Genomic DNA, 12,584 nt, shown 5'->3' with positions numbered 1-12,584 from the left:
TAGCGCGCTGCCGCGCATCGCGCCACGTCGGACATCACGGCTAAAGTAGGCCACCCTTCGTGAGGATTTCAGCATGACCCACCTGCCCGCCCTGGTTACCCTGCTCACCGTACTGCTGCTGTTCGGCACCATGTGGGCGGTTGGCCATGCCCGCGGCAAGTACAGCGTCAAGGCGCCGGCGACCACCGGCGACCCGGCCTTCGAGCGGGCCTACCGGGTGCAGATGAACACGCTGGAGGCCACGGTGATGTTCCTGCCGACGCTGTGGCTGGCGGCTCACTACGGCTTCACCGGATGGGCCGGCATCGCGGGCCTGGTCTGGCTGGTCGGCCGCGTGTGGTATGCCCTGGCCTATCTGCGCGACGCCAGCAAGCGCGGGCCGGGTTATCTGGTGAGCATGCTCGGCTGGGCCGCGGCGCTCGTGATGGCCTGCATCGGCGTGGCGCGCGCGATGATGGTCGGCTGAAGTCAGTCGAGCAAACCCGGAGCGGTGCCGCTCAACACCCACAGGCGATGCGGCACCGCCATCGGCTCGCCGGCGTGGCGCTTGGCCAGCATCTCGGCCAGCTCGGCATCGAAGCGTTGCACCTTCGCCTCGTCCAGGCTGGCACCGATGCCGGCACTGGCGCGGATGCGCCCCCGCCAGTCGGCGTGGCTGTAGGGAACCTCCACATCCAGCGACCAGGTGCGCAGGTCGTTGAAGCCGGCTTCGGCCAGGTCCTTGAGCCATGCCGGATACAAGCCACTGCCGCTGTGCATGGTCCAGCCCGCGTTGTAGGCAAGAATCAGGCGCTCGGTGTCCTGCACCATGTTGCCGTTGAGCGGCACCCAGTCGAAATGCGCGATCACGAAGCGGCCACCGGGCCGCAGCCACTTGCGCACCAGCGCGGCGCTGCGGGCCCGCTCGAACCAGTGCCAGCATTGCCCGGCTGTCACCACGTCGAACGAAGCCGATGCGAAATCGGCGTTCTCGACCCGGGCCCTGACCTGCTTCACCTGCACGCCTGCGGCGCGATCCAGCTCCGCGGCTTGCGCGAGCAACGGGGCGGAGTGATCCAGCCCGGTGACGTCGCAGCCGCGCAAGGCCAGCCCGCGGGCCACCGTACCGGTGCCGGTGCCCAGATCCAGCGCCGCGTCACCGGGATGGACGCTGCCGTCGCCAAGCAGGCGCTCGAAGAAGATCTCGGGGAACCCTGCCCGATGGCGCGCGTAGTCAGCGGCCGTCCTGCCGAAGTCGATAGCCATCACACCCCCTGTAGCCACTGGTGACGCAAGCTTCTGCTGTTTGGCATAGTAGCGGCATGACCCCGCGCTGCAAGCCGTGGCCCACGCACGCTCCCGGCACGGGTGAAGACCGGTCCGGCGGGTGACACCTCGAAGCACGCCCCGCGCCTTCACTCGCATCCCGCAGGCATGATCAACGCATGGAAGTCAGTGGTATCCAGACACCCCGGCCACCCGCCCTGCCCTCCAGCACGAAATATCGACTGCCACCGGGCCTGGGCGGCGCGGCAGGCATCATCGCGGGCTACTTTGCGCTGCAATTGCTGGCCGGATTCGCGTTTGCGCTGGTAGCCATGTTCGCCGCGATGTTCGATCACCCGGCGACCGGCCTGGAAGTTGCCGTCGGCACCAGCCTCGCCCAGCCAGGCATGCAGGCCTGGTTGGCGATCGTCTCGCTGGGCGCGGCCGCACCCCTGACCCTGTGGCTGGCGCATCGGCAGTGGGGCGCGTGGTGGTCGACGGGTCAGCCGCCGGGGCTGGGTTTCGTCGCGCCCAGCCGTGCCTGGTTCTTCGCACTGGCCATCGCCACCGGCCTGTTGCTGCCGTGGATCGGTTCGCTGCTGACGCAATGGCTGGCGCAGGGCCATCCGGTGACCCAGGACATCCAGCAGATCGGCGCGCGGACTCCGCTGGCATCTCGCCTCCTGCTGGTGCTGGTGGTGGTCGGCGTGGGCCCGGTCGTGGAGGAACTGCTGTTTCGCGGCGTGCTGCTGTCGGCCCTGATGAGGCATTGCCGTGCCGGCCTGGCGGTGGCGTTCAGTTCACTGGCGTTTGCGCTGATCCATCTGCCGGGGCTGGATTACCAGTGGTATGCGGTACCGAGCCTGCTGTTGCTGGCGGTGCTGCTGGCGGTCCTGCGCCTGGGTTCGAAGTCGATCTGGCCCGCCGTGCTGGCGCATGGCATGAACAATCTGCTGGCCGTCGCCGGCTGGTTCATCGCCGTCAAGGCGACGGGGTGACTCCGCCACGACGCAGCAGTCGCGCCGTTTCGAACAGCGGCAGCCCCATCACCCCGGAATAGCTGCCGGCCAGATGCTCGATCATGGCCCCCGCGCGTCCCTGGATGGCATACGCGCCGGCCTTGCCGAACGGCTCGCCGCTGGCTACGTAAGCCTGGATCGTCCCGTCATCCAGCGCGCCGAACCGCACCAGGGAAAGGCATTCCTCCCGGTACTCGCCCTGCCCGCCGACCAGCCACAGCGTCGAAATCACCGTATGCGTGCGACCGGAGAGCCGCTGCAGCATCGCGGCCGCATCCGCGGCATCGCGCGGCTTGCCGAACACCTCGTCGTCCAGCACCACTTCGGTGTCCGCGCCCAGCACCCGGGACGCCGACGCATCGGGCAGCGCCGCCAGGCCGGCACGGGCCTTGTCGCGAGCCACGCGGCTCACGTAGTCCTGCGGCGATTCACCCGGTTCGCGCTGCTCGGGCACCTCGACATCGATCACCGCAAAGGTCACGCCCAGCTGCTCCAGCAACTGACGGCGGCGTGGCGATTGCGAGGCGAGATACAACATGCGAAGTCCGTCGGATGCGGGGAAAGTCAGAGTGTCAGCCCGTACTCGCAGAACTGCGAGTCACGTTGCCAGCCCAGCGATTCGTACAGCGCCTGTGCCGGCGCATTGTCCAGCGCGGTGGACAGCGACAGACTGGCTGCCCCCAGCGCGCGCGCCTGATCCGCCGCCGCGCGCAGCAATGCCGCCGCCACACCACGTCGGCGCGCCGACGCGTTGACGAACAGGTCGTTGAGCAGCCAGGTGCGCACCGTGCGCACGGAGGAAAACAGCGGATACAGCTGGGTGAAACCAAGCCCTTCGCCGTGTTCGTCGCAGGCCAGCAGGATCAGCGATTCATGCCGGGCAAGCCGCGCCGCCAGAAACTCGTGCGCGCGCGCCGGATCGGACGGCTGGCCGTAGAACTGCCGGTAGCCATCGAACAGTGGCACCAGCGCATCGAGATCGGAACGGGTTGCCGGACGGATGGAGAAGGACATACGCGCGCTCCTTAGGAAGCATCAAGCCCGATGATAGGGGTGGCCGCTCATGATCGTGGTCGCACGATACAGCTGCTCGGCCAGCACCAGTCGCACCAGCATGTGCGGCAGGGTGAGCGGCCCGAGCGACCAGCGCTGGTCGGCGCGCTGCAATACCTCGGGCGCGTGGCCATCGGGACCGCCGATCAGGAAGGCCAGGTCGCGCCCGGCCATGCGCCACTTCTCCAGTTGCGCAGCCAGCTCTTCGCTGGACCAGGTCTTGCCGCGACCGTCCAGTGCGACCACATGGATGTCGTGCGGCAGGGCGGCAAGGATTGCCGCGCCTTCGTCCTGGATCGCCCGCGCGTCGTCGCGGCCCTTGCCGCGGATGCCGGGTTTCAGCTCAACCAGATCCAGCGGCAGGTCGTGCGAAAGCCGCTTGCGGTACTCGGCAAAGCCCTCGGCCACCCAGCCGGGCATGCGTTCACCGACGGCGATCAGGCGCGCGCGCATCGACGCGGCGGCTCAGCCTGCCTGTGCGGCTTCGCCGCCAGTCTCGCTTTCGTGACCGTGGTCGCCCACCGTCCACAGCCGCTCCAGGCCATAGAACTCGCGGATGCGCGGCAGCATGACGTGGACGATCACGTCGCCCAGGTCGACCAGCACCCACTCGCCCTCGGTTTCGCCTTCCACGCCCAGCGGCATCACGCCGGCCTTCTTGGCGAACTTGGCCACTTCGTCGGCAATCGACTTGACGTGGCGGGCGGAGGTGCCCGACGCGATGACCAGCAGGTCGGCGATGGAGGTCTTGCCGCGGACGTCGATCTCGCGCACGTCCTTGGCTTTCAGTTCTTCCAGCGCGTCGATGACCGACTTGCGCAGGGTCGCCGTGGTGACGGACTTGTTGGTACGGGCAGTGCTCAAGAGGATGGGCCTCGGTGCGGAGTCGCAGCGCAGGATGGCGCGGGCGCAGTATAACCGCCCTGCCGGCGCCGGCACCTCAACGCGTCCAGGGCTCTCCCTGTTCGCCGATCAATGCGCCAGGGAACGGCAGGCCAGCCGGTACTCGTGCATCAGCCGCGCGACCAATTCGGCGGCAGGTTGCGGACGGACCAGGGCAGCAGCCTGGCCGCACCATTCGGACAACAGGTCGCCACGGCCTGCTGCGGCCGCGGCACGGCGCAGCGGCGCGGTGAGCGCGTTGAGGATCGGGTACGGCAGGCCCTGCGCCGCCGCCGGCATCGCCTCGACGAAACGGTTGCGCAGGCCGCGGGCGGCGCGACCGGAGAAGCCGCGGATGGTGGTGACCCGGTGTTCTTCGACCCGGGGCAGATCCTGCTTCCACGCCGTAGCCGCCGGGCATTCCGGGCAGGTCAGGAAGGCCGTGCCCAGCTGGCTGGCCGCCGCGCCCAGCGCTTCGGCCGCCAGCATGCCGCGACCGTCCATGATGCCGCCGGCGGCGATCACCGGCACCTCCCGGCCGCTGGCCGCCAGCGCGCGCACGGTGAGCGGCAACAATGCGAACAGGCCGATCATCGCGTCCTCCGCTTCATGCAGGAAGCTGCCGCGATGGCCGCCCGCCTCGGCCCCCTGCATCGAAACCGCGTTCGCGCCCGCCTCGACCCAGGCGCGCGCCTCGGCCACCGTGGTGGCGGTGCCGATCACGTAGATGTCGCGCTGCCGCAGCTCGCGCATCTGCGCGGGGCCGATCACGCCGAAGGCGAAACTGGCCACCGCTGGACGCGCCTCGCACAGGGCGGCGAACTGGTCGGAGAATCGCGGCGCCCAGCGCGCGGGCACGGCGGTGCGGACATCGAGCCCTTCGCGGATCATCAGCGCGTCGAGCTGTTCGCGCGCTTGCGTCACCGCCGCCATGTCGGCCTCGAATTCATCCGGCAACACGAACAGGCCGATCGCATATGGGCGGTCGCCCAGCGTACGGATCTCCGCGGCCTGATCGAGGATCGCCTGCGGTTCCAGGTAACCGGCGCCCAGCGAACCCAGCGCGCCGGCGTTCGACACCGCCGCAACCAGCGCGGGTGACGTCGATCCGGCCATGGGTGCCTGGATCAACGGATGCTCGATGCCGAGCCGGCTGGCGAACGACGCGCTCATGGCTGATGGCCTGCGGGAAAGATGGCCAAGTATCCACCGCCACCCGCGGCAACTGAAGCCGCCGACGGCGCGTCGCCGCGCGATGCCCCGTCGGCGGCGCCCGGTCAGCCGCCGGAGCTCATCGCATCCTTCTTCATCGAACCGTGCTTCATCGAGTCATGCTTCATCGCATCGCGCTTCATCGAATCATGCTTCATCGAATCATGCTTCATCGAATCAGCCTTCATCGAATCGTGCTTCATGGCGTCCATCTTCATCGAATCCTGCTTCATCGCATCCTTCGACATGGCGTCGTGCGACATCGCGGTGCTGGAGCTGGCAGCCATCGCATCCTGGGCGAACGCGGTGCTGGTGGCGAGGCCGCAGGTCATGGCGGCGGCAAGAGCAAGGGCAAGGCGTGCATTCATCATCGGTCATTCCTCGAAAAGGGATGGAGCGGTCGGGCCGCTCCACCTCTCCATTCGCCATGGCCCACGCCCGGGTTACCCCGCCGGGTCAGCCGCCCTGCCCGGCCACGATGTTCACCGTGATCGCGATGATGAACACGTTGAAGAAGAATGCGATCACGCTGTGCATCAGCACCACGCGACGCAGGTAGTTGCTGGTGATCTGCACGTCGGAGACCTGGAAGGTCATGCCGATCACGATCGAGAAATAGGCGAAGTCCCAGTAGTCCGGGTCGGGCGTATGCGGAAACTCCAGGCCGGCGTGCTGCTTGCCGAAATCGCCGTAGTAGCCATGCGCGTAATGGATCGCGAACATCACGTTGAGGAACAGCCAGCTGAGGATCACGCTGAGCACGCCCACGCCCAGTGCCAGGACGCCACCACTGCGTGCCGCGTGCAGTTCCATGCCCAGTGCGCCCAGCACCACGCCCGACAGCAGTACGCCACCCAGCAGTACGCCCCAGCGACCGGTGTCGATCGCCTGCGCCTGGCTGCGCATCGTGTCCGGCGTGGACCGGTTGAACAGATGAAGCATCACGCCCAGGAAGATCACCGCGGCGAGATCGAAGGCCAGCAGTACCGCGTTGGCCAGCCGCATGCCGCTGACCAGCAATCCGGCAACCGCGACCACGAACACCAGCATCGAACCGATCGTTCGTGGGCGCCCCCTGGCGAATGCCCACGGGCGCCAGCCGCGCGATGCCCGCCGGCCCGGCCGGGCCGGTCGATCCGGCGTGGAGCCCTCGCTCACCACGCGCTCCACCAGCGCAGGGTCAGGCCAGCAGGTCGGCGTAGTCGGGGTGGCGTTGCATCCATGCGGCAGCATACGAGCAGGCCGGGACGACTTTCCAGCCCTCGCTGCGCGCCGTGTCCATCGCGGACTGGACCAGCGCCGCGGCAATCCCGCGGCCACCCACTTCGGCCGGCACGCCGGTATGGGTGATGGTCATCACGCCCGCGGCGAGCAGGTAATCGAGCACGCAGGGCACACCCTCCACCTCGGTCTGGAAACGGTGGGCGGCACGGTCGTGGCGGATAACGTAGGACATGATTGTTCCTGCTGGGGTGCAAACGGCGATGGTACGGCGCCAACGGCAATCGCGCGTGAAGCACTGCACCGACTTCGTTCGCGCCAGTTACATGGCCGGGGGCGCACAGTCGGCCTTCACCCCACAGCCGCGCAGGAGCATTCCATGAAGAAATCCGCATCCGCCCATTGGTCCGGTGGCATCAAGGATGGCCAGGGCACGATCTCTACCGAGACCGCCGCCTTGCGCGAAGCGCCGTACGGATTCAAGTCCCGCTTCGAGAGCGGCCCCGGCACCAATCCGGAGGAACTGATCGCTGCGGCGCATGCCGCCTGCTATTCGATGGCGCTGTCGCTGGGCCTGGGCAACGCCGGACTGACCGCCGACAGCATCGACACCCGGGCCGTGGTGACGCTTGACAAGGATGGCGACGGTTTTTCGATCACCGCCGTCCACCTCGACTGCGAGGCTCGCGTGCCCGGCGCGGAAGCGGACGCGTTCAAGCGCATCACCGAGGAGACCAAACAGGGTTGCCCGGTATCCAAAGTGCTCAATGCGAAGATCACGCTGGAGGCGCGCCTGCTCTGACGCGCAGCTCAGGCCGCCGCCATGGCCTCCGCCGTGGCAGCGGACGCCTCGTGCTGGCGACGCTGGCGCACCGCCTGTGCCAGCCTCGTCAGCACGCCGACCGAGGTGTCCCAGTCGATGCAGCCGTCGGTGATGCTCTGGCCGTAACGCAGCGGCTGCCCAACAAGCAATTCCTGGCGGCCACCGACCAGGTGGCTTTCCACCATCACGCCGAGGATGCGCCGTTCGCCGGCGGCCATGCGCTGGGCGAGGTCGTCGATCACCTTCGGCTGGTTCTCCGGCAGCTTGCCACTGTTGGCATGGCTGACGTCGATCATCACGCGGGCGGGCAAGCCGGCCTTGCCGATGGAAGCGCAGGCCGCCTCCACGCTCGCCTCGTCGTAGTTCGGCTGCCTGCCGCCGCGCAGGATGACGTGGCAGTCGGTGTTGCCGCTGGTGCTGGCGATCGCGGCCTGGCCGTCCTTGGTGACGGCCATGAAGTGGTGGGGCTGGGCCGCCGCCTGCACCGCATCCACCGCGATCCGCACATTGCCGTCGGTGCCGTTCTTGAAACCCACCGGGCAGGACAGTCCCGACGCCAGTTCGCGATGCACCTGGCTTTCCGTGGTGCGCGCGCCGACCGCGCCCCAGGCCACCAGGTCGGCGATGTACTGCGGCGTGATCATGTCCAGGAACTCGCAACCGGCCGGCACGCCCAGCGCGTTGATGTCGCGCAGCAGGACGCGAGCGATGCGCAGGCCCTTGTCGATGCGGAAGCTGCCGTCCAGGTCGGGGTCGTTGATCAGGCCCTTCCAGCCCACCGTGGTGCGTGGCTTCTCGAAGTACACCCGCATCACGATTTCCAGCGCGTCGCCGAGTTCACGGCGCAGCGGCGCGAGTCGCCCGGCGTACTCCAGCGCCGCTTTCGGGTCATGGATCGAACATGGCCCGATCACCACGGCCAGGCGGTCGTCACTGCCGCCGATGATGCCGTGCAGCGCCTGTCGCGCCGCTTCCACCGTGGCGATCGCCGGCGCCGTGGCGGCGCAGTCGCGCATGACCTCGGCCGGCGTGCTGAGGCGGGTGAGTGCGCGGATGCGCAGGTCGTCGGTGGTGTGCATGGCAGCGGTTCTCCTGGTGGGTTCCCCGGAGGCGGCCAAAAAAAACCGCCAGGGAGGCTGGCGGTTCGGTGAGGTTGTGTCGATCAGTTCAAAACGATCGCGCCCGCGCCGCCGCCGTTGGCTTCGGATAGCCGTAAAACCAGAAGAACAGGCGGGCGGTGGCGGAATGCATGGCGTCATTGATAACACAATGGACGTCCAAATCAAACTTCCCGTCATCCAGACGATAGACTGGGCGCATGCCATCGCCCATCGACGTGCTCCGCCAACCGATCCGCCACTGGGTGCTGCGCGCCTTTCCGCGCGCCGACACCGGCAGCCTCGACTACGACCATCCGCACGGTGATCCGGGCCTGTTCGGGCCGGACAGCGCCACCTGGCGCGTGCATTCGGACTTCCCCGGCATGCTGGCCGGGGGCCTCGCGGCGCTGACCTTGCAGACCCTGCATCCGCTGGCCCTGGCCGGGGTCTGGGATCATTCCAACTTCCGCGACGACCTGGTCGGCCGGCTGCGCCGCACCACCGCCTTTGTCGGCGGCACCACCTACGCGCCCCGCGCGCAGACCGAGGCGCTGATCGAACACGTGCGGATGATCCACGGCCACATCACCGGCCACGGCGAGGATGGACGTCCATACAGCGCCAACGATCCGGACCTGCTGACCTGGGTGCATGTCAGCGAGGCCTACTGCTTCCTGCAGGGTTACCGCAGCTACAGCCACATCGCGATGCCGCCGGGCGCGGCCGATCGCTACTACGACGAAGTGCGGCAGATCGCCGAGGCGCTGGGCGCGCGCGATGTTCCCGCCAGCGAACGGGACGTCACCGCGTATTTCCGGCGCATCCAGCCCGAGCTGGCCTATACCGAACGTTCCCGCGTGGTGCTCGGCCTGCTCGGCCAGGTGCGCCTGCCGGTGCCGGCCGCCGGACTGTCGTGCGACCTGTTCCTGCTGGCCGGCAGCGCCCTGCTGCCGGACTGGGCCATCACGCTGCTGGAGCGCACGCCACGCCAGCAGCGCCAGGCCCGCCTTGCCGCCCGCGCGCTGTGGCTGATGGCGCCGGCCTTCCGCGCCGCCCTGCGCGACGGCATCGCCAGCCGCGCCTGCCGGCGCATGGATATGCCGCCCGAGCAGTTGCACCGGTGGAACGCGCCGTCCGGCCGAGATTGACGGGCCCGCACTGGCGGGTCCGGACTGGCGGGTCCGGACTGACCTTCCAGGATTGACAGTCCCGCCCCATCGGCTAACGTCGGCGGGCACGCACTTCCAGGGGTTCTCGTGGCGACACTCATTCCCAGCCGCAACAGCTGCCTGCCGCGGATGACCGGCGGCGAGAAGCGCGTCTCCGAGCGGCTCGAACAGAAACTCGAGGACGACTACCTGCTGTGGTACGACGTACCGGTGGGGCTGAAGCAGCGCCATCCGGATTTTGTGGTGTTCCATCCGCGCCGAGGCCTGCTGGTGCTGGAGGTGAAGGACTGGAAGGCCGACACCATCCGCCACGCCGACAGCACCCAGTTCACCCTGGTCACCGAGCGCGGCCTGATCAAGGAGAACAATCCGCTGCTGCAGGCGCGTGCCTATGCACTGGAGATCGGCGTGGTGCTGGAACGCGACCCGGCGCTGCGTTATCCGGAAGGCTCGCGCTACGCCGGCAAACTGATCATGCCGTGGGGCTGGGGCGTGGTGCTGGCCAACATCACCCGCAAGCAGTTCGACGAAGGCGCGCTGGGCGAGGTGCTGCCCGGACACCTGGTGATCTGCCGCGACGAACTGTACGAGACGGTCGACGCCGAAGCGTTCCAGGAGCGGCTGTGGGCGATGTTCCCGCAGGTGTTTCCGGTGACCATGACCCTGCCCCAGATCGATCGCGTGCGCTGGCACCTGTTCCCCGAACTGCGCGTGGAAGCCGGCAGCGGCCAGTTCGGCCTGTTCGGTCCCACCGACGCGGCGGTGCGTCCGCTGGAAATCCCCGACCTGATCAAGGTGATGGACGGACAGCAGGAACAGCTGGCGCGTTCGCTGGGCGGCGAGCACCGCGTGATCCACGGCGTGGCCGGTTCGGGCAAGACGATGATCCTGGGCTTCCGCGCGATGCAGTTGGCGCGAGAACTGACCAAACCCATCCTGGTGCTCTGCTACAACAGGACGCTCGCCGCGCGGCTGGAACAGCTGATCGGCGAACGCGGCCTGGGCGAGAAGGTGCAGGTCTACAACTTCCACAAGTGGTGCCGCAAGATGTTGGTGGCGTACAACGAGCCGCTGCCGGCAGGCAGCGGCAAGGCCTTCATCGAGGCGCTGCCGCCGGCGGTGATCGCCGGCGTCGACCGCGGCCAGATTCCGCGCGCCCAGTACGGCGCGGTGCTGGTGGACGAAGGCCACGACTTCGAGCCGGACTGGTACAAGCTGATCGTGCAGATGATCGACCCGGCCACCAATTCGCTGCTGGTGTTGTACGACGACGCGCAGAACATCTACGGCAACCCTAATCGCCGCAAGATCAGCTGGAAAAGCCTCGGCGTGCAGGCCCAGGGCCGCACCACCATCCTCAAGCTCAACTACCGCAACACGCTGGAAATCCTCTCGGTGGCGCGCGCCTTCGCCCAGGACCTGCTGGCCGCGCGCCTCGACGATGCCGACGGCGACGGCGTACCGCTGATCGCGCCCGAAAGCGCCGGCCGCCGCGGCGCCGTGCCCGAGCTGGTGCGCACCGACACCGCCCGCGCGCAGATGGACGTGCTGATCGCGCGGCTGCGCGACGAGCACGCGCACGGCCGTCCGTATTCGGAGATGGCGGTGATCTATCGCAACCAGTGGGAAGGCGAGAAATTGCACGAAGTGCTCAAGCGCCTGGACATCCCCAGCCGGCTGGCCGACAACGCCGGCAAGCAGACGCTGTTCGTGGTCGAGGACAGCGTGAAGCTGGTCACCATGCACTCCAGCAAGGGCCTGGAGTTCCCGTTCGTGATCATCCCCGGCATCGGCGGCCTGCCCAAGGAAGGCCAGAGCGAAGCCGACGAAGCCCGCCTGCTCTACGTGGCGATGACCCGCGCCACCGAACACCTGCTGCTGATCCACCACGACGACTCGGTCTTCAGCAAGCGCATCCGCGATTCGATCAATGACGTGCGGGGACAACTGAACTCCGTCGCATGAAATGGAACTCGAGCCGAATCACATGGGCTCCAGCGCTCCACACTCAACGCCGGTCAATTTCGCAGAAGCAATCAGGGGATCGAGAATTGCCCGTCCCGCGCCATTAATGTAAATCCGAGTCTTTACAGTTGACGGATCCTTGAAAACCGCAGCTTTTCTCGGAGTCAACAAATCATTGAATCTTTCCAGCCGTACGTGTCCCCGGTCGTTCTTTTCAGAACGACCGATGTCTACACATGGCACGACGTTGGTCACATTGTAGAGATAACGAATCTCTCCAGTGCCTCCGCAATCAAGCTCAAGCATTTGACCAAACTGGGACAGAAAGGAACCCAGCGCGTCCCTGGCGCGTTCATTCAATACCAGTGCACCGGGGAGCATGGCACTCACGTCCGCGGGAGGACGCTTGTTTTTGCGCCGTTTGCTATCGGCAAATTCCACCACGGGACGATCCATCCAGTTTTTTGGCTTTCCGTCGATCCAGAATCGTCCTTCGAGCAACTCATGATCGTCGACAGGAACCACCATGGCATGGTCGCTCACGCAGGCATTACGCAGTTCAAAAACCGCCATGGATCAACCCCGGATCAAAGTGAAAGAATGCCTGAAATGAGCGCCGCTTTGATGCTATCGAGAACAGGGTTCACGGCTTTGGCAGCGATCTGATGGCTGGCGATGCTGATCCGCAGCAAGCCGTCAGGTGAGCGAGGCCGACACAGGTGTTGCGACGATAGCTTTTCGGCTGTGCAGGCCTTGGAAGAAGCGGCTCGTTGCGCTGCGTCCGGACTAGCTTGCCATCGACGTCCCCCCGCATTGAGTAGCAGGAAGGTTTAGAGTCCGGGGTCACTTTAACTGTTTCGCGTAGGCGGCAGGTGTCAAGCCGCCCAACGCTTTC

The 12,584-nt window shown here is 67.1% G+C and carries 17 protein-coding genes; 5 read left to right on the top strand and 12 right to left on the bottom strand.

Going from position 1 to position 12,584, the window contains the following annotated elements; genetic code table 11:
* The first annotated feature begins 73 nt into the window (after positions 1–73).
* Positions 74–466 (top strand): MAPEG family protein, encoded by a 393-nt coding sequence (locus tag ASD55_RS08840; protein WP_056765438.1) that lies wholly within the window; start codon positions 74–76, stop codon positions 464–466.
* 2 nt (positions 467–468) lie between these two features.
* On the opposite strand, the gene ASD55_RS08835 is transcribed toward ASD55_RS08840, so the two are convergent.
* The gene (locus ASD55_RS08835; RefSeq protein ID WP_056765435.1) at positions 469–1,245 is read right to left on the bottom strand and encodes a class I SAM-dependent methyltransferase; all 777 of its coding nucleotides are present in this window, start codon (positions 1,243–1,245) and stop codon (positions 469–471) included.
* A 179-nt stretch (positions 1,246–1,424) separates the two neighbouring features.
* On the opposite strand from ASD55_RS08835, the gene ASD55_RS08830 reads away from it, so the two are divergent.
* Complete coding sequence (locus ASD55_RS08830) at positions 1,425–2,243, top strand: type II CAAX endopeptidase family protein (protein WP_056715178.1); 819 nt, start codon at positions 1,425–1,427, stop codon at positions 2,241–2,243.
* On the opposite strand, the gene ASD55_RS08825 is transcribed toward ASD55_RS08830, so the two are convergent.
* The 8 genes from ASD55_RS08825 to ASD55_RS08790 all read right to left on the bottom strand — a co-directional run bounded on the left by ASD55_RS08825 (position 2,227) and on the right by ASD55_RS08790 (position 6,867).
* The gene (locus tag ASD55_RS08825) at positions 2,227–2,802 is read right to left on the bottom strand and encodes a nucleoside triphosphate pyrophosphatase (RefSeq protein WP_056765432.1); all 576 of its coding nucleotides are present in this window, start codon (positions 2,800–2,802) and stop codon (positions 2,227–2,229) included. The two genes, ASD55_RS08830 and ASD55_RS08825, sit on opposite strands and share 17 nt — an antisense overlap.
* A gap of 26 nt (positions 2,803–2,828) precedes the next feature.
* Positions 2,829–3,278 carry a GNAT family N-acetyltransferase gene (locus ASD55_RS08820; protein WP_056765427.1) on the bottom strand — a complete coding sequence of 150 codons (450 nt, stop codon included), beginning with the start codon at positions 3,276–3,278 and terminating at the stop codon, positions 2,829–2,831.
* 21 nt (positions 3,279–3,299) lie between these two features.
* On the bottom strand, positions 3,300–3,770 hold the full coding sequence (rlmH, locus tag ASD55_RS08815) for a 23S rRNA (pseudouridine(1915)-N(3))-methyltransferase RlmH (protein ID WP_056765424.1): 471 nt from the start codon (positions 3,768–3,770) through the stop codon (positions 3,300–3,302).
* 12 nt (positions 3,771–3,782) lie between these two features.
* Positions 3,783–4,181 (bottom strand): ribosome silencing factor, encoded by a 399-nt coding sequence (gene rsfS, locus ASD55_RS08810; protein WP_082542717.1) that lies wholly within the window; start codon positions 4,179–4,181, stop codon positions 3,783–3,785.
* A 108-nt stretch (positions 4,182–4,289) separates the two neighbouring features.
* Positions 4,290–5,372: a nitronate monooxygenase gene (locus ASD55_RS08805; RefSeq protein ID WP_056765423.1), complete on the bottom strand. Its 1,083-nt coding sequence runs from the start codon at positions 5,370–5,372 to the stop codon at positions 4,290–4,292.
* A 104-nt stretch (positions 5,373–5,476) separates the two neighbouring features.
* Positions 5,477–5,782, bottom strand: a complete 306-nt coding sequence (locus ASD55_RS08800) for a pentapeptide MXKDX repeat protein (RefSeq protein WP_235577766.1) — start codon at positions 5,780–5,782, stop codon at positions 5,477–5,479.
* Between the two features lie 85 nt (positions 5,783–5,867).
* The gene (locus ASD55_RS08795) at positions 5,868–6,569 is read right to left on the bottom strand and encodes a DUF1345 domain-containing protein (RefSeq protein ID WP_056766020.1); all 702 of its coding nucleotides are present in this window, start codon (positions 6,567–6,569) and stop codon (positions 5,868–5,870) included.
* 22 nt (positions 6,570–6,591) lie between these two features.
* On the bottom strand, positions 6,592–6,867 hold the full coding sequence (locus ASD55_RS08790; RefSeq protein WP_056765418.1) for a GNAT family N-acetyltransferase: 276 nt from the start codon (positions 6,865–6,867) through the stop codon (positions 6,592–6,594).
* 144 nt (positions 6,868–7,011) lie between these two features.
* On the opposite strand from ASD55_RS08790, the gene ASD55_RS08785 reads away from it, so the two are divergent.
* Positions 7,012–7,434, top strand: a complete 423-nt coding sequence (locus ASD55_RS08785) for an OsmC family protein (RefSeq protein ID WP_056765415.1) — start codon at positions 7,012–7,014, stop codon at positions 7,432–7,434.
* Between the two features lie 8 nt (positions 7,435–7,442).
* On the opposite strand, the gene ASD55_RS08780 is transcribed toward ASD55_RS08785, so the two are convergent.
* On the bottom strand, positions 7,443–8,534 hold the full coding sequence (locus ASD55_RS08780; protein ID WP_056765413.1) for a 3-deoxy-7-phosphoheptulonate synthase: 1,092 nt from the start codon (positions 8,532–8,534) through the stop codon (positions 7,443–7,445).
* An 88-nt stretch (positions 8,535–8,622) separates the two neighbouring features.
* Positions 8,623–8,787: a hypothetical protein gene (locus tag ASD55_RS18420; RefSeq protein WP_157581798.1), complete on the bottom strand. Its 165-nt coding sequence runs from the start codon at positions 8,785–8,787 to the stop codon at positions 8,623–8,625.
* Between ASD55_RS18420 and ASD55_RS08775 the strand changes: the two genes are divergently transcribed.
* Together ASD55_RS08775 and ASD55_RS08770 are read left to right on the top strand one after the other, a co-directional pair.
* Positions 8,774–9,703 (top strand): oxygenase MpaB family protein, encoded by a 930-nt coding sequence (locus ASD55_RS08775; protein WP_056765411.1) that lies wholly within the window; start codon positions 8,774–8,776, stop codon positions 9,701–9,703. The two genes, ASD55_RS18420 and ASD55_RS08775, sit on opposite strands and share 14 nt — an antisense overlap.
* Before the next feature lie 150 nt (positions 9,704–9,853).
* The gene (locus tag ASD55_RS08770; RefSeq protein ID WP_056715210.1) at positions 9,854–11,689 is read left to right on the top strand and encodes a 3'-5' exonuclease; all 1,836 of its coding nucleotides are present in this window, start codon (positions 9,854–9,856) and stop codon (positions 11,687–11,689) included.
* 18 nt (positions 11,690–11,707) lie between these two features.
* Here the strand turns inward: ASD55_RS08770 and ASD55_RS18415 are convergent, their stop codons facing one another.
* A complete protein-coding gene (locus ASD55_RS18415; protein ID WP_157598933.1) occupies positions 11,708–12,262 on the bottom strand; it encodes a DUF1629 domain-containing protein in 555 nt (184 codons plus the stop codon).
* Positions 12,263–12,584 lie beyond the last annotated feature (322 nt).

The sequence above is a fragment of the Rhodanobacter sp. Root561 genome, from assembly GCF_001427365.1.
Lineage (GTDB): Bacteria > Pseudomonadota > Gammaproteobacteria > Xanthomonadales > Rhodanobacteraceae > Rhodanobacter.
This window is presented reverse-complemented; position numbering and strand designations above follow the sequence as displayed.